The organism is Meiothermus sp. Pnk-1, from assembly GCF_003226535.1.
Lineage (GTDB): Bacteria > Deinococcota > Deinococci > Deinococcales > Thermaceae > Allomeiothermus.
The window spans coordinates 1-19950 of sequence record NZ_QKOB01000023.1 but is presented as its reverse complement, the minus strand read 5'-3'; the positions used below and the strand labels follow the sequence as shown (position 1 = coordinate 19950).

General features: G+C 66.3%; 14 protein-coding genes and 2 pseudogenes. 4 read left to right on the top strand and 12 right to left on the bottom strand.

Features of this window, described 5'->3' with window-relative positions; all coding sequences use genetic code 11:
- Window positions 1-26 precede the first annotated feature (26 nt).
- Together DNA98_RS16910 and DNA98_RS16905 are read left to right on the top strand one after the other, a co-directional pair.
- Window positions 27-1193, top strand: a complete 1167-nt coding sequence (locus DNA98_RS16910; protein WP_110532565.1) for an acetyl-CoA carboxylase biotin carboxylase subunit family protein — start codon at window positions 27-29, stop codon at window positions 1191-1193.
- Window positions 1190-1927: an esterase family protein gene (locus tag DNA98_RS16905; protein WP_110532564.1), complete on the top strand. Its 738-nt coding sequence runs from the start codon at window positions 1190-1192 to the stop codon at window positions 1925-1927. Before DNA98_RS16910 ends, DNA98_RS16905 begins: the two co-directional genes overlap by 4 nt.
- A 229-nt stretch (window positions 1928-2156) precedes the next feature.
- On the opposite strand, the gene DNA98_RS17710 is transcribed toward DNA98_RS16905, so the two are convergent.
- The 6 genes from DNA98_RS17710 to DNA98_RS16880 form a co-directional block, all read right to left on the bottom strand.
- Window positions 2157-2387 carry a hypothetical protein gene (locus DNA98_RS17710; RefSeq protein WP_129865731.1) on the bottom strand — a complete coding sequence of 77 codons (231 nt, stop codon included), beginning with the start codon at window positions 2385-2387 and terminating at the stop codon, window positions 2157-2159.
- Between the two features lie 78 nt (window positions 2388-2465).
- A complete protein-coding gene (locus DNA98_RS16900) occupies window positions 2466-2789 on the bottom strand; it encodes a hypothetical protein (RefSeq protein WP_110532563.1) in 324 nt (107 codons plus the stop codon).
- Window positions 2790-2833: 44 nt separating this feature from the next.
- Complete coding sequence (locus DNA98_RS16895; RefSeq protein ID WP_110532562.1) at window positions 2834-5098, bottom strand: C1 family peptidase; 2265 nt, start codon at window positions 5096-5098, stop codon at window positions 2834-2836.
- Window positions 5095-5307, bottom strand: a complete 213-nt coding sequence (locus DNA98_RS16890) for a zinc ribbon domain-containing protein (protein WP_158531670.1) — start codon at window positions 5305-5307, stop codon at window positions 5095-5097. Before DNA98_RS16890 ends, DNA98_RS16895 begins: the two co-directional genes overlap by 4 nt.
- Before the next feature lie 14 nt (window positions 5308-5321).
- Entirely contained in the window at window positions 5322-6047 is a 726-nt protein-coding gene (locus DNA98_RS16885; protein ID WP_110532560.1) for a hypothetical protein, read from the bottom strand.
- 35 nt (window positions 6048-6082) lie between these two features.
- A complete protein-coding gene (locus DNA98_RS16880; RefSeq protein ID WP_158531669.1) occupies window positions 6083-7411 on the bottom strand; it encodes an alkaline phosphatase PhoX in 1329 nt (442 codons plus the stop codon).
- A gap of 227 nt (window positions 7412-7638) precedes the next feature.
- Here DNA98_RS16880 and DNA98_RS18290 point away from each other — a divergent pair.
- Window positions 7639-8001: pseudogene (locus tag DNA98_RS18290) on the top strand (hypothetical protein); the annotation flags it as partial.
- Window positions 8002-8041: 40 nt separating this feature from the next.
- Window positions 8042-8210: pseudogene (locus tag DNA98_RS18285) on the top strand (transposase); the annotation flags it as partial.
- A gap of 368 nt (window positions 8211-8578) precedes the next feature.
- Here the strand turns inward: DNA98_RS18285 and DNA98_RS16870 are convergent.
- The 6 genes from DNA98_RS16870 to DNA98_RS16850 all read right to left on the bottom strand — a co-directional run bounded on the left by DNA98_RS16870 (window position 8579) and on the right by DNA98_RS16850 (window position 19741).
- Window positions 8579-11098, bottom strand: a complete 2520-nt coding sequence (locus tag DNA98_RS16870; protein ID WP_233493279.1) for a S8 family serine peptidase — start codon at window positions 11096-11098, stop codon at window positions 8579-8581.
- 57 nt (window positions 11099-11155) lie between these two features.
- Window positions 11156-12496 (bottom strand): hypothetical protein, encoded by a 1341-nt coding sequence (locus DNA98_RS16865; RefSeq protein ID WP_233493278.1) that lies wholly within the window; start codon window positions 12494-12496, stop codon window positions 11156-11158.
- Between the two features lie 28 nt (window positions 12497-12524).
- Window positions 12525-12734: a hypothetical protein gene (locus DNA98_RS16860; protein ID WP_110532557.1), complete on the bottom strand. Its 210-nt coding sequence runs from the start codon at window positions 12732-12734 to the stop codon at window positions 12525-12527.
- Window positions 12735-12793: 59 nt separating this feature from the next.
- Window positions 12794-16123, bottom strand: coding sequence for a BTAD domain-containing putative transcriptional regulator (locus DNA98_RS18445; protein WP_146237994.1), 3330 nt, complete (start codon window positions 16121-16123; stop codon window positions 12794-12796).
- Window positions 16124-16256: 133 nt separating this feature from the next.
- The gene (locus DNA98_RS17960) at window positions 16257-16400 is read right to left on the bottom strand and encodes a hypothetical protein (RefSeq protein ID WP_165364111.1); all 144 of its coding nucleotides are present in this window, start codon (window positions 16398-16400) and stop codon (window positions 16257-16259) included.
- A 185-nt stretch (window positions 16401-16585) separates the two neighbouring features.
- Entirely contained in the window at window positions 16586-19741 is a 3156-nt protein-coding gene (locus DNA98_RS16850) for a tetratricopeptide repeat protein (RefSeq protein ID WP_110532555.1), read from the bottom strand.
- Between the last annotated feature and the right edge of the window lie 209 nt (window positions 19742-19950).

Here is a 19950-nt window from a genome sequence, read left to right as displayed (position 1 = left end):
ACGAGGCGCAAAACACGGAGGAGCGTATGAACGTGGTGTTTCTCTCGCCGCACTTTCCCCCCAACTTTTACAACTTTTGTGTGCGTCTGCGCGAGGCAGGGGCCAATGTACTGGGCCTAGCCGATGCCCCTTACGAATCCCTGCGGCCCGAGCTCAAAGCGGCCCTCACCGAGTACTACCGGGTCTCGGATATGCACCACTACGACGAGCTATTGCGGGCGTTGGGCTATTTTACCCACCGCTACGGCAAGATCGACCGCCTCGACTCGCTCTCGGAGTACTGGCTCGAGACCGAAGCCGCGCTGCGCACCGACTTTAACATCCCAGGCCTCCGCCAGGACAGCATCAGCAAGGTCAAGCGCAAGTCCGAGATGAAACAGCTGTTCCAGCAGGCGGGGCTGCGGGTAGCCAGGGGGCGGGTCTGCCGCACCCCGGAGGAGGCCCGAGCCTTTGTAAAAGAGGTGGGCTACCCAGTGGTAGCTAAGCCCGATATCGGGGTGGGAGCGGCCAAGACCTACAAGATCATGGATGACTGGGAACTGCAACACTACCTCTCCGACAAACTGCCGGTGGACTACATCCTAGAGGAGTTCATCCCCGGCACCATCGTCACCTACGATGGCTTGGCCGACCGGGAGGGCCGGGTGGTCTACGCCTCGAGCATGATCTATTCCAAGGGGGTGATGGAGACGGTGCTCGAGGACTCCGACATCTACTACTACATGCCCCGCGAGATTCCCAAAGACCTGGACGAGGCCGGGCGCCGGGTCACGGAGGTCTTCGGGGTCAAGGAACGGCCTTTTCATTACGAGTTCTTCCGCCTCGAGGACGGAGGGCTGGTGGCCCTCGAGGTCAACATGCGCCCTCCGGGTGGCCTTACGGTGGATATGTTCAACTACGCTGGAGACCTCGATTTTTACAAGATGTGGGCCGAGGTGGTTGTGAAGGGAGAAACCCACGTTCCTCCTCCCCCCCGTCCGTACTGCTGTGCGTATGTGGGGCGCAAATATAGCCAGCGCTACCTCTGGCCCCACGAAGCGGTGCTGCACGAGTTTGGCCCCCTGATCGTGCACCACGAGGAGATCAGCGGCATCTTTGCGCAGGCTATCGGGAACTATGGTTACATCCTGCGCCACCCCGAGCTAGCCCCGCTGCTCGAGGCCTGTGAGCAGATCCAACGAAAGGCAGCATGAACGTCGAATACCACCGCCACTACAGCCAGGCCCTGGGCCAGGAGATGGAGTTCAAGGTCTACGGCGAGCGGGGCCAGCCAATCGTGGTTTTCCCGGCGCAGAACGGGCGCTTTTACGACTACGAGAACTTCGGCATGGTGGAAGCCGCCCGGCCTTTCCTCGAGTCCGGCCAGATCCGGCTTTACACCGTGGATAGCATAGACGGGCAGAGCTGGACGAACCAAAGTATCCCTCCTGCCCTCCGGGCCCGTCGCCACACCGACTACGACCGCTACATCATGGAGGAGTTTTTCCCTTTTTTGTGCGAGCACTCCGGCTCCGAGATCGCCTGGACCACCGGGTGCAGCATGGGGGCTTTTCACGCGGCCAACTTCTTCTTCCGCCACCCCGATCATTTCGATGGCCTTTTGGCCCTATCCGGGCTTTACCAGGTGGGCGGCTTCACCGGCGACGAAGGGGGGATGGATGCGTACTACAACAGCCCCCTTTGGTATTTGAGAAACATGGACGACCCTTGGTACCTGGAGCGCTACCGCCGGGCTAAGATCGTTTTCGCGGTGGGGCAGGGGCGCTGGGAAGGGGAGTGCCTACAGGACACCCGCGAGATGGAGCAGATCCTGCGGGCCAAGGATATTCCGGCCTGGGTGGACTACTGGGGCCATGACGTGGACCACGACTGGCCCTGGTGGCGCAAGATGTTGCCTTACTTCTTGGGCAAGATGCTGCACGGCTAGGGGCCGCGCATGGGCGATGGAGATGGTTAGGGCCTGCCGAAGCGCCCGCTGATACCAAAGCTTGCCAGGTTGCCTAATCGACCTCGAGGGGCGGCCCTACCACCTCCATGTCATGGGCGGCGAACAGCCCTCGAACCTCTGGGCGCGGGGAGTTTCGTGGCTTCGTCAAAGAAGGCTGCTACTTTGCCCACGGATTGAAAGGCGATTGGCATTCGCCCTGCACCTGATCTCACCAGCGCCCAGGTATGCGGAACTTGGCGGGGAGCCAGGATCGAATCTCCGGGACCGAGGCGGTGCTGCTGGCCTGCTCCGCCACCGTGGTGCAGGGATCGGGGTGGCCTACCCCGATCCCTCGCCCGTGTCCTGTGCGGTGAGTTTGAGGGGGAGAGGCTTTGCGCTGGCGCTCGAAACGGTCTTGCCCTGCCAGCGCTTTTACCGGCTGTCCGTCAAAAGAACCCATGCCGCTCTCCCCAAGACCAGACTTCACTGGGGCTTTCCCTTAGGGAGGTTCGCAGGCCCCCGAACCTCCCTAATCGGGTCAATGGATGATGTCGCCGCCTGCATTGTAAGTGCACCTGCCAGCCCACACCGTGATCGGCCCCTTGCTGCGGCTAGGGTCGGGGGCATTGACCTTAACGGTTACACGGCAGTTGTCCGTGGTGGACCCGTAGTTAATGACATTGTGGAGGTCGAAGATGTTGCTGGTGGAGGCAGTATCGGCGTAGAGGACTTTTTCGTCAGACCCCGAGCCCACGTAGAGCTTCCAGTCGTAGGTCAGGGCTTCGTTGCTGGGGTTCTCTATGCTGATTTTCCCGAAGTATCGAGGCCGCCCAGAAAAAAAGCACCGCTCCTTATCGTCCAAGTCGATGGTACTGCCAGGCGCTACACTCTTCCCGCAACCGACGATTACTGGATCAGGGAGCCGATACGGATCCCTCGAGTACACCCCGTAATCGGTGATCTTGGGGTAGGGGGTGGGGGCAGCACGTTCAGCGTCGCGGTTTGCGTGGCAGACGCCCCGTCGCTGTCGGTGGTACTGACGCGCACTTGCCTCGAGCCGGTGGTGCCAAAGGTGACGCTCACTTGGCAGCCGGTGGTGGCGGAGAGTGTATCCGGTGCGTCTACCGACCAGTTGGTATTGTTGCAAAGCTTGTTAAGATCGGATTCGTTGATGTCGCTGATCAGCGCGGTGATGGGGTAGGCCTCGCCCTGGTGGGGGTCTCCCCCGTATTGCAGCTTCAGGGTGGGCGGGGTGTTGATTACGTTGACCACGAAGCTCCCGGTTGCCTGGCTGCTGCCGTATTTAGCCAGAAGCGTCAGGGTGCGGGTTCCTTGAGTGGTGAAGGTGCGCTTTAGCTCGGGGCCGAACAGGCTGTTGGGGTCGGTACTCCAGCTCCCGCTATAGAGGGTGCCGTCCAGATTTGAGGTCACGGTGAGGTTGACGCTCTTGGCCACGGGGTGGGTGACCCCGAAGAACTGGGCCAGGTTGGTCTCGATCCGGAGCTGTACGGTAGCAGGGTTGGTTTTGATGGCGATCTTGGGCGCTTCCGAGCCGCCCGGCGCGGCCTGCTCCCGCTTCCAGGCCTCGCTGCGGCGGCCATCGAAGTTCAGCACGCTCAGGGAATTGAAGATGCTGCTTACGTAGTCGGCGGGGACGTAGTAAAAGCCGCCGTCGCCCGCGCCGCAGCCCCAGGAGTTCTTGACGATGAAATACCCGCCCCCGCCGATGTTGGGGGTCCGGCCGAACCGGGTCATCTCCTCATTGGAGAGGAACCCCACGATCAGCACGAGGTGGCCGCCGTAGGAACCGTCTACCTCTTTGCCCTTGTCGTCGAGCTTGGTCTTGGCGTAGTTGCTCACCACACCGTCGTTTTTCACATCGTTCATGAAGCCTTTGTAGAGCGGGAACGAAGCCAAGAGCGCATAGCCTTGCGAGAGGTACTGGCGCAAGAGGTTGAGCTTGAAGGCCTCGCCGTTTTTCCAGACCTGGATGGTCTTCGAGGAGGCCACTCCGGGCCCGCCAAAATTCACCTTGGCGTAGCCACAAAATTTCAAAAAGAGGACTTTAGTGCAGACCCGGCGGCTTTGGTGGGCGGTATCCGAGCAGGTGCCGGTGTAGCCGTTGCAGCTGTTGGCGTACGAGTTGGGGTCGCCGTCTATGACGCTAGGGCGCGATTTGGCCCCGTTGTAGGTCCAGCTCCCCTCGCTGGGGAAGCTCTGGCCTTTATTGACCGCGGTCTCGAGGGCCTTCCCCGAGGAGTACCCGTCGGTGTAGTCGCTGGGGTCCCAGTCCTGCTTGACCTTGTTGACCAGGAACTGCTCGGAGAGGTCTACGGGGTTGTTGTTTTGCACCCGCTCGCGGCTTTCCACCGCCCCGATGGCGGTAAAAGCCCAGCAGGTGCCGCGTTTGCCCTGGTTTTTGACCGGGCTGATGAAGTTCTTGAGGGGGAACCAGAAGCTACTGACCAGGTTGGTAGGGGTGCAGGGGCCGCTGTTGTCGGTGCCGTTGCCGGGGTTGGCGAACTGGGGCCGGATACCTCCGCCGGGCTCGAGCCGGGCCGTACGCAAACTCGCAGGATTGCTTCCCAGCAGGCTGTCGAGCTGCTGGAGGGCGGCTTTGACCTCGGCCAGCGACTTGCCCTTGAGGCTATCAGGGGTGGGGGCTTGGGGTTTGAGGTCCTCGGGCAAGAGCGAGTAGCTCAGGGCATAATCGTCCAGGGCGTTGTCCACGCTCTGCGCGCGCTGGTAGGTCTCGACGGCGTTGCGCAGCTGGGTGCCCAGGCCAAACAGCACCACGGTCTGCCCCCCCGGCCCCTCCACCGGGCGGTCGCCCTCGAAGTGGGGGCTGCCCGCGGCCTCGGCGAGCAGGGCTTGGGTGTTGGGGTCTTTGTCCGGGATGCTGTTCAGGAAGTTCTTATCGCTTTGGTATTGGGCTTCTCGAGCCTGCTTGGCTGCAGCGATGGAGGCTGTACTGGAAAGCACCAGCTCGCCTGAGGCGATGCCTTTTTGGAACTCCTCGGGGCTTACCACCTGGGCGTCGGCCGGGATGTCCTCCTGCCAGGCGTTGGCCTCGGTGAAGAGGTTCGGGTCTTGCTTGCTCCCGCCAGGTGAACAAGCCACCAGCGCGCCGATAAGGATAGCCGACACTTCCCACACCTTGAATGCTTTCATCTAATCCTCCCTTCTGGAACCTTGCTGAGCTCGAGCCCACACCTGCCGCAGAACCGCGCATACGGCGAGGTGATGCGGGCCCCGCAGCCGGGGCAGGCCTCGAGCAGCCTTTCCCCATCGTTGAGGCAGTAGCGCTCTTGCGTGCTGGCCGGAACGGCCCGGGCACAGCGCGGACAGATGCGGTAAAAAATCCCTGGTTCCTCTTCCACAACGCCTACCTCCGTTATTTCCGGCAGTCCAGCCGCACCCGGAAGCTGGGGGTGGGGGTGGTGTAGCTGGCCCCGCTGGCCCGGATGGGGTTCTCGAAGCCCTTAGGGTTGATCTCGAAGAGCAGCTTGGTGGGGGTTTGGATCTGGTCCTTGGGGGTGTCGTAGCGGTACCAGAACTGGAGCTGGTGGGTCACCACCCCGCCCGGCGGGAGGTTGGCGTAGGTCAGCTTCTGCACGTCCAGGCCGTCGGCGGTCAGGGTCTGGGCGTCGGCGAAGGCGATCTGGATCCCCTCGTCGCGGACCCCGGTGAAGACCGGCTGCACCATCTCCTTGGCCCCGCTGCGCAGCTCCACCGTCACGCCCCAGCCGGGGGTCTCGCCGGGTGTCCCGGCGTCGCGCAGGATGGGCTCGAGCTTGGTGACCTTGAAGCGCCAGAGGCCGTTGAAGAGGGTCTCGCCCAGGCAGCCTTCCAGCGAGGCCCGCTGCTCGGTTCCGCCTGCGGTCTGGTTGGCGGCGGGCGCGGCAGCGGCCTTGCCCAGGGTCAGGGTGTTGCCTTTGAGGCTATAGGCCACCCCCAGCCCCTTGAGCACCGTGAGCGGCACGTAGGTCTTGCCGTTCACCACAATGGCCTTGTCCGGGGCCACCTGCCCGTTCACCACGATGCTGTAGGTGCCGCCCGCGGCCAGGGCCAGGCCGACGAGTACGACGAGGGTGAAAATGCGGAATCTTACCTTGGACATGCTACCTCCAGAGACACTGGTCAAAAAAACAAGGTTTAGCGGATGCGGCGGATGGTCTGGTTATAGGTGTCAGCTACAAACAGCTGTTTGTTGTAGTAAGCCAGCCCCCAGGGTCTATTGAAGGTGGCTACGCTGAGGCTGCCATCGGCGGCCCCAGTGACCCCGGCAATCCCGGCCACGGTACTGACCTGGCCATCTGGGGTGATCTTGCGGATGGTGTGATTGCCGTCCTCGGAGACATAGATGTTACCCACCTCATCTACCGCGATGCCCGAAGCCCCGTTGAAGCGGGCTTCGCTGCCGAGACCATCTTTGTAGCCGAACTCCCCGGGTTTACCGGCAAGGGTACTCACCTGGCCGTCGGGGGTGATCTTGCGTACGCTGGTATTGTCGGCTACCAAAAGCTCTTCCTGCCGGTTTAGCGCGATCCCGCTGGGTCTCAGAAATCGCGCACTGGCTCCGGGGCCGTCGGCGGTGCCGGGCTGACCGGCCAGCCCCGCGAAGGTGCTCACGCTATCGCCGTAGATGCGCCGAATGGTGTAGTTGGAGGTATCGGCCACAAAGACCTCGCCGGTGCGGGTGTTGGCCACGATGCCCGTGGGCCGGTTGAAGCGGGCTGCCGCAGCCGAGCCGTCGGCAGCCCCGCAGGTGTAGGCTTTGCCCGCCACCGTGACGGCTTTGCGGTTTCCGTTGAGCGGGTAAGCCGTGAGCTTGCGCACCACGCAGGAATCGTCCTCGGTCCAGTAGGCATAGGCCTCGTAGGCGGGCGAATCGTAGCCGATGGCGATGCCCTGAGGGGCACGCACCAAGGCCGTGTTGGCGTCGCCGTCCACGCTCCCGCTTTCCCCTTTGCCGATGGCTGTGCCCACCGGGTTGCCCGCGTAGCCCACCAGGGCATAGCGAATCTTCTCGTTCAAACCCACAATGTACACGATTACCTCACCGCCGGTGGCCCCGGCATCTTTAGTGACTGCCACCCCATAGGGGTAGTTGAAGGTGGCCGAACTGCCGGGGCCATCGGCGCCGCCCCTAACCCCGGCCTGGCCCGCTACCGTCTCGACGAGGCTGAGCGTGGGACCGGGGGCCTCGATCCGTAGCGACTTGCTGACCTCACCTTGGGCGTTTTTGGCTTTGAGCACGAAGGTTTTGGCCCCATACACGTAGACCGATTTGCTCCCTTTGTCCGGGGGGGTTACCGCGCCTACCCCGCCGTCAATCTCGAGCTCGGTGGCACCCGTGACCTGCCACTCGAGTTTGATCTCCTGTGGTTCGCTCAAAACGGATGGGGTTGCACTAAAGCTCACGATCACCGGAGTTCCGGGAACCGAGTTGGCAGGGCAGGCCGTCAGGATCAAGATCAACACAAAGCCTAGAGTCACTAGCCACGATCTATTCATAAATTGCCATCGCCGATCGAACATGCTTTCCCCTTTCGACCCTCAAGGTACGCCCGGGCCGGTCAGATGGCGGTCAGAAAAAGGCCGGGTTTTGCCGGTGGGCGAAGGGGGGGGTGGTTCCCCGTGCGGCGCAGGGCCTCGAGGGTGAGCCAGATGAAAGCCACCAAGAGGGCAAAAACGTTTCCGAGATCGGCTACCCCGACCTGGTGGTCCACCGGGTCTTGCGCTCGGCCCTAAGGCGCACCCTCACCCCTGCCAAGAAGGCCCGCTGGCTGGAGACCTTCTCCGCCGTGGCCGAGCACACCTCGGAGATGGAGAGGAAGGCGGAGGCGGCGGAAGGGAGCTCACCGGGTACTACATGGCCAAATTGACCTGATCCCCTACCAAGAGCCCCAAGAGCTTTCGCGGAAAAGGGGAAAAAGAGGGTGGACATGCACAGGGTGGTGGGACCCCCCAAGGACGATAACCGGGACACCCGGCCCGAGCGGGTCAAGGTGCACGCGTGGCAGCCTAAGGAGCAGGCGGCCCCTGCAAGAAGCGGCGCTAGAGGCTGGTAAGAACCTATCCGAAACGAAGGGGGATAGTTATGTTTAGAGCATGAAGCGTAGACCATACCCCTCGGACGTGAGCGATGAGGAGTGGGCCTTTTGGATGCAGCAGGGTGCAAGTACACCCTGCGCTGGCTGGTGCGCACCGGCGCTCAATGGGACTACCTCCCCCACGACTTCCCGCCCCCCACATCGCGAGCCAGCAGGCCCGGCGCTGGGGGTATTCGAGCATTGGCGAGACCTTACGGCTATTAGCGGGTCGTGAGGCTCAGTCCAGTGCGGCCTTACCGTCCAGCCCCGAGAAGCGCAAGTCGCTTAGCCGCCCGCGGCCAGGGCGAGGCCGGTATCTTGCAGAGGCCAAGAAGGGCTTTGTCCTGCTGCCCAAACGCTGGGGTTTTGCCCCGCTTCCGCCGTCTTTTACGCCTGGCTGACACCCTCAAGGGCTTCCACTGGCTGGCCTTCTCAAGTCCTAGATGGTTTACGCTTGGCTTCCTAGCAGGCCTAGAGCCTTATCAGATAGCCTCTAGAGGCTGGATGACGAAAAGAGGGCCTGTAAAGGCCCTCCCGAAAGAGAGTTGCCGGACTCCTAAATAAGGATGCAACGGTAGACCTTGATGTCTGGCAAACTGCGGGTGCTGCTGTTGCCCAGCGAGTCGGTAGCGGTCAGGGTTAGCCGCACGATCTGGCCGTCGTAGGCATTGGGCGCTGAGCATTCCGCAAACAGCGATGGGGTGCTGGAGGGAGTCCAGTCCAGGTCGCCGCTGACAGTGGTGGGGCCGCTTATTACAACATTGCTGGCGAAAACCGTGGAAGTGCCTCCGCCTGGTGCGTAGGAAGTGGCCCGCCAGGTGTAGGTGATGGGGGTGTTGCCCTCGGGGTCGGTGGCGCTGCCGCTGGCGCGCAGGCGGGTGTCCCAGTCGTAGCCATCATCGTAGTTGACGCCAGGGGATAAGCTACCCAGGGTGATGGTGGGCGGCAGGTTGGGCGGGGCGGGGTTGATGGTGATGCTCACGCTGGCCGTTGTGCTGAGCCCTTGGGGGTCGGTGGCGGTCAGGGTGAGGGTGCGGGGGCCGGTACTGCTAAAGCTGACCGTGGTATTGCAGCCGTTGCGGGGGAAGGCGGTATCGCCGGGGTTGCTGCTGGTCCAGCGGCAGGGCAGCGGGCCGGGGCCGGGGTCGGGGCCTTCGTTGAGGTCGGTGGCCGAACCCAGGAGCTGTACGGCCTGCCCCACATAGTAGGTAGCGCCAGCGGTAGGTTGGGAGATCGAGACTACCGGAGCCGAGTTAATCACGTTCACTGTTCGCGTGGCGCTGCCCTCGCGGCCCAGCAGATCTCTGGCCGTGACCCGTATGGTGCGACTTCCTGTTGTATTGAACCGGTAGAAAGCGGTGTTGCCCACCACCTGTTCTGGAGCCGGTTCAAAGGTCAAGGGGCAATAGGCGGGGGGGCAAGGGTTGCCGGTAAAGTCGGTCACGCTGGCGGTAACGCTCCATCGCCGGTTGAGGTCGGCCGTAGCTGGGCCGCCGCTGAGGGTTATGCTGGGGTTGCTGGTACCTACCTCTAGGGCCCGGGCAACTGCCGCAAAAGCATTCACCCACCGATCGCGGTTCCGCACCCCCACCCTGCCCACGTGGGCTGTGTCGCGCAAAATGGCCCAGACCTGGCTAGCGCTTAGGGAGGGGTTGGCGGCCCAGACCAATGCCGCCACGCCCGCCACAAAGGGGGAGGAAAAACTGCTGCCGGCTCTCAAGCGGGCCTGGTTAGCCGGGTTGTCGGGATCGGGGCCTGTCCAGAGCCAGAAAGGACCGTAGATATCCACGCTGTCGTCATCGGGCTTGCTGCCAAAGTTGGAGCGAGGGTCGCGGGTTGTGGCATCGTGGGCCATTCCACCCACGCAGATTACCGAGTTCAACTCACAGGGGATGTGGGTCGAACCCTCGATGTCGGCGCCGCCGTTGTCTACGTCCTTCCCCTCGTTTCCTGCCGCGGCGAACAGCAACTTGCCACTGGCCGCAACTGCGGTGGTGAAACCGCTTGCAACCTCGCTGGGCGCGGGGCAAAGACCCAGGCAGGACACTTTGACCGCGATGTCCCAGCCCAGATCGAGCTCGAAACCACCGCTCATGTTGATGATCTTGGGGTTGCCGAAAAGGGTGGCGGTGATGATGCGCTCGAGGGTGGTAATCATGCCGATGAAGTCTCCCTGGAAAGGCACCGCCAGTAGCTCCCCTACCGGCCCCGCGGGACCAGCCACACCAAAAGCGTTGTCAGGACGGCCCATGGCCGAGGTGGTGACATGGGTGCCGTGCCACGGGCAGGAAGCGCCCCCCGAGCATGGCAAAGGGTTGGGCACGTTCCAGCTTCCTACCACTCTGGCCTCGGGAAAGTCGGCATTAGGTGCGAACCCGCCGTCCAGAACCATGATGCGAACCTTGTTGCTAAAACGCCCGGCCCGCTCGAGCAAGCGCCAGGCCTCGCCCACCCCGATGTCCTGGGCGCTTCCGCGGTTCATGTAGCTCCATTCGAAGGCATTGGGGCTATAAGGGATGCCGGGAGTGCTGGAGGTGGGAGCTTCGCTGGTGCTTCCGCTGGCAATGGCCTCGGAGGTGAACACAAAGTTGGGGGTAACGGTCATCTTTTCCTGGTTGGCCTCGGCCAGCGCTACTGCCAGCAGCTGGGCGGCGGCTTGGCTCGAGGTGCTAAAACGCCCCTTCAGGTCGGGTACATTCTGGTTGAGCTGCTGCAGTATGCGTTCTACCTGGGCTGCCGAGGGGTCGAGTTGCACCTGGTAGGTTTTGGGGGCATCGCCCACCTTTTCCGCCTGGCCGATCACCCGACCGCCCCAGCGGGCCAAGAAGGCGTTGAGCCGGGACTCGTCATCGGTGCTGACAACCAGCTCGCCCAGCACAAAGTCCATGGGAATGCCGCTTTCGCCCACCATGCGGGCCAAGGGGCGCGGGCTGCCGTCAGGGCCGGGGAGAGTGGCTTGTGCGGGGGTCAGGCTGGTATCTACAGAGATTTGCAGAGTACCTGCGGATTTGTTGCTTCCACAGGCCGTCAAGACCAGAGCGGCCATGGCCAAAAGGGTGACCTGCAAGTGTTTCATCGTCATCCTCCCGAAAGGCTTTTTACCCGTCTCCTTTCCTCATCGCCCCGGCCCCTCCTAGGGCAGGCTGTGGAACAGCGGCAGCCCGGCCGGGGCAGGGTAGAGGGCCAGGCCTCCAGCGCTGCCGATGCTGGGGCTGGTAATGATCCGCTCGGGGGTGGTGGGGCTACCCGGGCTGCTGCTGGTGGTGAGCTGGCTTGGCGAGAGCCGGGCGAACTTGCCCGCAGAGTAGGTAATCCACAGCCCCCCGCCCTCGTCGAAGGCCATGCCCTCCAGCAGGTCCGAGACCGTAACGCTGATCTGGATGGCTGGGGTAAGGGTTTTGGAGCCGCTGCCGTCCTGGTCGGCGGGGGTGAGCCGGTAGAGGATGTTGGCTGCAAAAGCTCCCACCCACAGGTTCCCTGCGGCATCGAAGGCCAGTAGATAGGTATCCAGGGTACCGCCCCCTCCGGGTCTGCTGGACTCGATGGTCAGGTCGGGGCCGCTGGTGCTGGCGCCGAGGCGGCTGGCGTTGAACCGGAGCACCTTCTTGAGCTCCTGGTCGGCGATCCAGAGGTTGCCGCTGCGGTCAAAGGCCAGGCCCTGGGGGGCTGGCAGCCCGGTGATCGCCGCCACCGGGGTGACCGTACCCGAGGCCCCAAGCTGGTCGGCGTTGAGGCGCACTACCCTATCGGCACAGGGGAAGCTCACCCAGAGGTTGCCGGCCAGGTCAAAGGCCAGCCGGGTTGGCAAGCAGCTGATTCCCGCAATGTTGATGCCGCGGTCGCGGGTTTTGGGGCCCGAGCTGCCCAGGTCGCGGGCAGGGTAGCGGACCAGGTGGGGGTCTGCGGTGGTACCCCCGATGCCCCACAGGTTACCGTCCTGGTCAAAGACGATATCGCGTAGGCTGATGGTGCCGGCGTTTACCGTGGGGCTCTGGGTGGAGGTGCTGCCCAGCAGCGAGGCCGCAAAACCCAGCAAGGGCGAGGCCCCGCTGGGCGGGTTTCTGTTCTCTATCCAGAGGCTGGCGCTGCTGGGTATCTGGCTGTAGGTCACGGTGATCCGGGCGGTCTGGTTGTTCCTGACGCAGGTCTCGGAATTATCGCTGGTCCCGGCGTAGGCGGCCCGCACCAGGGTGGTCTCGGTAACGGGACTGGCGGTCTTACCCACCTCCACCCGGTAGGGCCCGCCCCCCACCTGGAGGGTCTGCGAGGCGCTTAGAACCCGGCTGAAACCGTTCGGCCCCCGCACCGTCACCCGGCCGCTTACCCCGGAGGGAAGCCCGACGATCTCCACCTGGAGGGTGCCCTGGCCCACCGCCTCGCAGGTGGCCGGGGGCCCTCCCCCGGAGGATTGCCCCCCACAGCCCGACAGAAGCAGGAGGGGAACTCCTAAAAGCCCTAAACCGATCTGCTTCATCTTCCACCTCCAGGTCGCTGGGGGCTGGCTACCGCAACCCCCGGGACCGGGGCTTCTTCCTGCGGACGCCCGCTTCGGCCGCCAGGGCCTCCTCCACGTAACGGCCTAGGGCGTTCCAGTCGGCAAAGCGAACCACCTGGGAGCCCTCCAGGCCGGTCGCAGGGGCCGCCCGCAACTCGATGACCAGCCCGCCCTGGGGGTCTCGCCCGACGCGCAGGAGGAAGAGTCCGCGGTCCACGCCCCCAGGCTAGGGAGGGGGCGTTGCAAAAACGTTGCAAGGGGGAGGGTCCCCGGGCTTTAGGCCAGCAGGCCGTCCTGCCGTTGGTGGAAGGCCCGGAGGTCTTCCCGGTACTCGGGCGGCGCGGCCGCCAGCTGGGCGGCCCGGAGGGCGGAGAGCTCTTCATAGAGCGCTTCTTCCCCCTCCCCCCGGGCCCGGCGCACCGCCAAAGGGGTGAGGAGCAGCAGCTCGGGCAGGAAACCGGTGTAACCCTCCCGGCCGCTGTAGGCCCGTTCCGCCCAGACGCAGGCCTCCTCGAGCCGGCCCTGCCGCAGGAGGGTCAGGGCCAGCCAGGCGGCTTCGCTGGGGCCAGGGGTCTTCCGGGCCCCCAGAACCCGCTGCAGGAGGGCCTCCGCCTCGGGGTAGCGGCCCTGGAAGAAGAGGCTGACCGCCAGGTCGGCGGTGGCCTCGAGGGCGCTTTGCGCCAGGCCGGCCCCCTCGGCCAGGCCCTGCCCCTGCCGGAACCGGGCCTCGGCCTCCGCCGGCCGCCCCTGCCAGAGGGCGGCCTGCCCCAGCACCAGGAGGGCCTCAGCGCTGCCTCGAGGCTCCCCGATGGCCTGGAAGGTGGCGAGCGCCTCTTCGGCGGTTCGCTCAACCTCCGCAAAGGCCCCCAGGCGCAGGAGGAGCCCCGCCAGGTTGATCCCCACCCCTGCCAGGAAGTGTGCCCGGCCCAGCTCGGCGAAGTGTCCCCGGGCGGTGCGGTAGGCCGCCAGAGCCTCGGCGGGCCTGCCCAGGCGGGCCAGGGCCATCCCCAGGAAGTTCTGGAATACCCCTAGGGCGTCCCTGTAGCCCAGGGCCTCGGCCTTGCTCAGGGCCTCGCAGGCGCTGCTGATCACCCGCTGGAGGTCCCCTTGGCCCAGGGCCTGGGCGCACACGAACTGCTGCAGGCGGACCTCCGCCAGGCCGGAGCTGCCCAGCTGGGCCAGATGGTCCAGCCATTCCGCCAGGGCCTCCTCGTCCTCGCCCAAAACGGCGAGCTTGGCCAGGAGGTAGGCGGTCTCGGCCCGCAGGCCCCATTCTTTGGCTTCGTTCCACACAGAGAGGGCTTCCTCCCGGCCCCCGGCCCGGCCCAGGTTGGCCAGGGCGTCCGCCCGGTAAAGGCGGGTGTGGGGGTGGTCGTGGATGGCCAGCACGTCCTCGGCCAGGGTCAGGGCCTCCGCCCAGCGCCCCTGCATGGCCAGAAAGCGCACCCGGCGGAACCCCACCTCGGCCTGCTGGAGGGGGGAGAGGCCCGGCGCCAGGGCTTGGAGCCGCTCCAGGACGGAGGCCTGTTCGGGGAGCCGGGAGAGGACCATGAGGGCCTGTTCCCAGCCCAGGAGGAGCCGGGCCTCTTCTTCCTTGGATCCCGGGGCCCGTTGGAAGGCCTCCAGGGCACGGCGCCAGAGGGCCTCGGCCTGGGCGAAGGCCTGCCGTACCAGCGCCTCCTGGGCCGCTTGGGCCGCCAGGGGCCAGGCCTCGGCGTAGCGCCCGGCGGCCTCCAGGTGCAGGAGGGCCTCTTCCGCGGGAAGGGGGGCGTGGTCCGCCAGAAGCCCGTGCAGGGCTTGCCTGCGGACCGGGGACAGGGCCTTGAGCACCGCCTGGCGGAACAGGTCGTGGCGGAAGCGGTAGCCTTCCCGGGTGGCCTGCAGCAGTCCGGCCGCCTCCAGCTGGTCCAGGAGGGCTGCCAGCCCCAGAAGGTCGCCCCCCAGGAGGGCTTTGAGGCCCTGGAGGTCCAGGGGGCGGCCGCTCACCGCCAATACCTCGGCGACGCCCGTGGCCCCCAGGCGCTTTAGGCGCTGGCAGACCTGCTCCTGCACGCTCTGGGGCAAGGGAAGCTCCCGGTAGTCCGCGGTTTCCTCGTCGTAGGGGGTGTGCCAGCCTTTCTCGTCCGCCCAGAGGAGGCCCTCCTGGAAGAGGTGCTGCAGGGTTTTCAGGAGGAAGAGGGGGTTGCCCCCGGTGGCCCGGTGGAGGCGTCGGGCGAAGAGCCGGCCTCCTTGGGCCATGCCCGAGAGCCTCCGCACCAGCTCCCATACCCCGGGCTCGCTCAGGTTCTCCAGGGCGATCCGGGCCACCCGCCCCTCCCGCTCCAGCCCGCTCAGGGCCCCGTACAGGTACGTGTCGGGCCGGTAGGCCTCGGGCCGGGCGGTGACCAGGACCCGAAGCCCCAAAGCCGCTGCCCGCCGCACCAGGTAGGGCAGGAAGTCCAGGCTGGCGCGGTCGGCATAGTGCAGGTCCTCCCAGAGGAGCCAGCCTCCGGGGGGCAACCCGTGGAGCAGCGTGCGGCAGAGCCCTTCCCGGAAGGTGGCCAAGGCCGCCTGGGCCTCGGGTCCGGGGTAGCGGGGAGGGGGTGTGGGGGCCAGCTCGGGGACCAGGCGGGCCGCCTCCAGCAGCCAGCGCTGGTCCAGGCCAGGAAAGCGTTCCCCTTCCTCCCAGAGGCGCCGCAGGCTGGCGGAGAGGCCGCCGTAGGCTACCTCGCTGTCTTGGGGCTCCTGGAGGAGGTAGCGAAAGCCCCGCTGGGTGCGGACGAACTCCCAGGCCAGGCGGCTTTTGCCCACCCCCGCTTCCCCCAGGAGGAGTACCAGGGGGGCGGGGGTCTTGGTCAGGGCGTTCCAGGGGGCCTCCCGCTCCACCAGGGGGGGGTGGTCCAGGGCGGGGTTCGGAGGCGTGGGGGAGGGGAGGGGATCCCCTCGGGCGATGGCCTCCGCCAGCGCCTGGAGGCTCCGGGGGGGCTCCAACCCCACCTCCTGGCGGAGGGAGGCCGCATAGCCCTGGAAGTGGGCCAAAGCCCGCCCCGGCTGGCGGTTCTTGGCGTAAAGCCGTAGGGCGGCCTCCTGGGCCTCTTCCCGGAAGGGGTTGCGCCGGAGGAGGGCCTCGAGGGGGCCCAGGGCCTCGGCGTAGGCCCCTGCCTCCTCCAGCTCCAGCGCCCGGCCAAGGAGGGCCTCCTCGTAGCGCTCGGACAGCTGGAGGCGGACCAGCTCCAGCCACTCCGCGAATAGGGGGGATTCGGCCAGGACCAGGCCCTCCAGGAACTCCCCCCGCCAAAGGGGCAGGGCCTCGGCGAAACGCCGGGCGGCACAGAGGCCCAGAAAGGCCTCTACATCCACCTGGAGTTGGGGCAGGCCCAGCTGCGAGCCTTGGCTCGCCAGGGCCAGCCCGCTCTTCCGCATCCGGACCAGCTCCCGCCGCAGGTTGGCCCGCCCCCCCTCGCCTTCCCAGAACAGGGCGGCGAGGTGTTCCCGCTCCTTGGGGCCCTCCAGGGCCAGGTAGGCCAGCAGGCCCCAGAGCTTGCGGGTGGGCAGGGTGCGGCGCTCCCCTTGGATCCATAGTTCGGGGGACCCCAAGAGGAGCAGTTGGCCGGGAGACAAGCTCATCCAAATATTCCACACCCAAAGAGGTTGCTAAAGTCCAGAGTGCCTTCAGTATACTGTTTTCTTGGCCAGACCAGAGGGGTAGTATTAGGATGCCCTTCAACAAAGGGAAGGGCCTATGGATCTCCTGGAGCGGCTAGGGCTCGTCGGGCGGCGGGTCCTCCTCCACCGCGATGACCTGGGGCTCACCCACGCCCAAAACGGGGCCTACCTGTTGCAGGAAGGCTTCGTCTACTGCCGCAAGTGCCGCCGCTTCCTCCTCACCGAGAAGGAGCTCCAAGAGCACCCCTGGTGCGAGGGCAAGGAGGGGCAGTGCCCGGCGGGCGGGCAGGAGGGGGACCTGAGGAAGGGGGTGGTCCTCCTCCGATCGAACATGCTTTCTCCTTCCGACCCTCAGGATGCGGCAGGGCCGATCAGGTGGCGGTCAGAAAACGGCTGGGTTTTGCCGGTGGGCGAAGGGGTGGCTCAAGCAGGAGCCGGGGTGAGGAAGCTCTGCCAGCGCTCCGGCAAGGCCTCCCCGACCTCGAGCATCCTCGCCCGGGCCTCCGCGTACAGCCGGCTCAGGCTCCGGTGGTTCCCCGTGCGGCGCAGGGCCTCGAGGGTGAGCCAGAGCGCCTCCCGGTCGTAGGGCTCGGCCTCGAGCAGGATTCGGCCCAGACGGGACGCTTCCCTGGGGTCGGGCTCGAGCAAAGCCTCGGCCCTCGAGCGCAGGGCCAGGTACACCGACCCGCGCACGGCCTCGTTAGAAGAGGCCAGGTCCTCGAGGTAGGCTCCGCGCCACAGCCCGGCCTCCCCGCTCTGCAAAAACTCCTCCACGTCGGAGCCCACCGCCTCCCCCAGGGCATAGCCCCCCGGCGTGGTGGCGATGACCGAGGGGCCCAGGTCCGTCCGCACCGTATGGACGAGTTCCTTGAGCGAGGAGGTGGCTTTTTCCTCGTCCTCGCCGGGGTATAGCGTGTCGAGGAGTTCGAGCTTGCCCACCTCGCCGTGTCCGGCCAGGCGAGACTCCAAAAGCAGCGCCAGGAGCTCCCGGCGCTTACGGCCCCGCACCGGTTTTCCGGCGAAGCGTATAGGGCCGAGCACCTCCAGGCGCAGGGCCTCGGCGGCGGGCTGAGGACGATCCCACGCCGCGCCTTGGCGTGGCGCGGGACCGGGCAAGCCCGGTGCACCGGGAGGAAAGTAGCGACGGGCCAGGTGGACCCCGTTCCAGAGGCCGTGCTCCGCGAACCATTCCTCTCGCCGGCGGGCGCTCGCCCCGTCGCCGGTAAGCCGGTCGAGCTCGAGGCCCAGCTTGTGCTCGTCGATGGCTACGTGGAGCCCTCGGGCCAGCTCGAGGGCCTCCCGCAGCGCCTGCAGCGCAGCCTCCCGCTCGCCGAGGGCCTCCAGGGCCAGGCCCTTAGCCCAGTGGGTGCGGAAGTTGTCGTGCGGGGAGTTTCCGGCGACTTCCGCGAGGGCCTGGGCCTCCTCGGCCAGCTCGAGACCACGCTGCGGATGGCCGGCCTGGGTGCTGGCCAGCGAGGCGTCGAACAAGAGCTCCCGCACCACCCGGGGATTGCCGAGCTGGCGGGCGTAGCCAAGGGCCATCTCGGCGTGCTTGAGGGCGAGGAGCCGGGCGATGGGGGTGTCTTGGGAACGGTACAGCAGGCTGGCGATGGAGTGGGCGTTGGCCAGGAAGCGGCTGGGGCCGTAGAGCTCGAGGGTAGCGATGGCTTCACTCACCGCCTCCTCGGCGGCCTCATAGCGCCCTTGCTCGACGAAGAGTTCGGCCAGGGCAGCCAGGGCGAAGGCATAGGCCTTGGCGTCGCCGGCCTGGCGCCGGATCTGCAGGGCCTCCTCGAGGCAGCGGCCCATCTCGTCGTAACGCCCCAGCATCCGCAGGAAAGCCGCCCGGTTGACCAGCGCGGTGCTCCGCAGGCGCGGGGCGTTGAGGGTCTCGAGGGTCTCCAGGGCCCGCGCCAGGGTGGCCTCGGCTTCCGCGTACTCCCCCTGGTGGTAGTGGGTCAGGGAGGCAATAGACAAGAACTCGCAGCGCAGGGCCGGGTCCGCGGTGGCGATGCCCCGGGCGGTCAGGGAGCGGGCCAGCTCCATCCGGCCGGTGGCCAGGGCGGAAGCCGCCGCTGCGCGCAGCAGATCGGGCGAGGGGTCGGCCTGCAGGTGCGGGTGGGCCAGCCAGACCTCAAGGGCCTGGGCGTGGTTCCCGGCGATGTTGTAGGTGGTGACGCTCAGGGCCGGGGGGTCCACCGCGGCTTGCAGCCTGGGGGGGAGTTCCCCCAACAGGGCCTCGAGGTCGGGAAGGCGGCCCTGCCGGGCCAGGGCGTGGGCGTAAAAGCGCACCGTCTCGGCCGTGGCCGCCGGGGTCGGCAGGGCCAGCCGGGCCAGGCGGGCGGCCTCGGGGAGGTCGTGGTGCTGCAGGACCTCGGCGGCCTCGAGGGCCAGGCGCCCCTGCTCTTCGCCCGCGGCGTGCCCTGCCGCCTGGGCCAGCCACCGCGCCGCCTGCACCTCGTTGCCGGCCCGTCGGGCTTGCTCGGCGGCTTGCTGCAGCAGCCCAAGCGCCTCCTTCCCCGCCAGCCCGGATGCCTCGAGGTAGCCGGCCGCAGCCTGGGGGTCCTGGGCGCGCAGGGCCAAAAGCGCCCGCCGGGCCAGTTCCTGGCGACGGGCCTGGGGCATCAGCTTCAGGCTGACCTCGCGGTAGAGCGGGTGGGTGAACTGTGCCCCCAGCAACAGGCCCCGGCGCTCCAGCTCGAGGCGGCTCTCCTCCAGCCCCGGTGGGCTCAGCCCGGCCACCTCGGCCCACAGGGCTTTGGGAGCCTCCGGCGACAGGACGGCCAGGGCTTCGAGGGCCTGCCGAACCGCAGGCTGAGCGGCAGCCTCCTGGAGCAGTCGCTCGATGAGGGCTTCGACCGTCAGCGGCACTTCCGCCTCGGGCGGAGCCCGCCAGCGCCACTGCCGCCCGTCGTTCCACAAAAAGCCTCGCCGGGCCAGGTGGCGGAAGTACTCCAGCGTGAACAGCGGGTTGCCCGCGGCCCGGGCGTAGAGCCAACTTATGGCCTCCTCGGGCAGGGGAGCCCCGATCTCGCCGGTGAGGAGGCGGTGAACACCGGCAGCGTCCAGGGGTTCTAGGCGGAATGGGGTGAAGGGTGCAGGGGGCGTTACCCGGCTGGTAACGAGCAAGGCTACCCCCTGGGTCCGCTTGACCATCGCGGCCAGCCTCCCCACCCAGTCGAGCCGCTCCGGGCTCGCTTCGTGCAGGTCCTCGAGGTGCAGGACGATGGGGGCCAGCCCCATGAGCAAAACGCTCAGGGCCGAGGCCGATTTTTCATTCTCGACGTGTTCCCCCTGCTCGAGGTGGCGCAGGAGGCTCTCGGCCCAGGCTGGAAGCTTAGCGGCGGAGGGGAGGGCTCGGATCACCTCGGAGAGGGGCGCTGTGGCGTGGAGGCTGCGGCTGCGGCAGGGAGTTTGTTGCAGGAGTTCTTTTGCGGTGTGGCTTTTGCCGATACCTGGCTCGCCCCATAATCCCAAAGCTAGCCCCTCGCGTTTGAGCGGAAGGGCTTTGAGTTGGCCGACCAGCGTGGGGTAAATAGGGCGCATCGCTTCGACGCTCCCGGGTTCTAGCTGCAGCATACATCCTCCGACTACCGACATAGGGTAGCCGGGGGGGCGTGGGTGTGTCCTGGATTTAGGCAACTAGGCTGCAGTAGGGAAAGCGCCGTGTCGGACGGCGTGGAAAGGTGTGACGGGGCTGTGGGAGAAGAACCGCGAGCGGACCAGGGCCTTAGCGCTCGCTCCGGATTCGCTCCAGTGGGCCCCGGTGATCTTGAGTCTTTGGCCGA

What these genes read in the sequence shown, in the direction of transcription:
- DNA98_RS16850 (WP_110532555.1), bottom strand. Translation starts at nt 19,741, where the DNA reads ATGCTGCAGCTAGAACCCGGGAGCGTCGAAGCGATGCGCCCTATTTAC.
- DNA98_RS16895 (WP_110532562.1), bottom strand. Translation starts at nt 5,098, where the DNA reads ATGAAAGCATTCAAGGTGTGGGAAGTGTCGGCTATCCTTATCGGCGCG.
- DNA98_RS16885 (WP_110532560.1), bottom strand. Translation starts at nt 6,047, where the DNA reads ATGTCCAAGGTAAGATTCCGCATTTTCACCCTCGTCGTACTCGTCGGC.
- DNA98_RS16910 (WP_110532565.1), top strand. Translation starts at nt 27, where the DNA reads ATGAACGTGGTGTTTCTCTCGCCGCACTTTCCCCCCAACTTTTACAAC.
- DNA98_RS16905 (WP_110532564.1), top strand. Translation starts at nt 1,190, where the DNA reads ATGAACGTCGAATACCACCGCCACTACAGCCAGGCCCTGGGCCAGGAG.
- DNA98_RS18445 (WP_146237994.1), bottom strand. Translation starts at nt 16,123, where the DNA reads ATGAGCTTGTCTCCCGGCCAACTGCTCCTCTTGGGGTCCCCCGAACTA.
- DNA98_RS16870 (WP_233493279.1), bottom strand. Translation starts at nt 11,098, where the DNA reads ATGAAACACTTGCAGGTCACCCTTTTGGCCATGGCCGCTCTGGTCTTG.
- DNA98_RS17710 (WP_129865731.1), bottom strand. Translation starts at nt 2,387, where the DNA reads ATGGGTTCTTTTGACGGACAGCCGGTAAAAGCGCTGGCAGGGCAAGAC.
- DNA98_RS16865 (WP_233493278.1), bottom strand. Translation starts at nt 12,496, where the DNA reads ATGAAGCAGATCGGTTTAGGGCTTTTAGGAGTTCCCCTCCTGCTTCTG.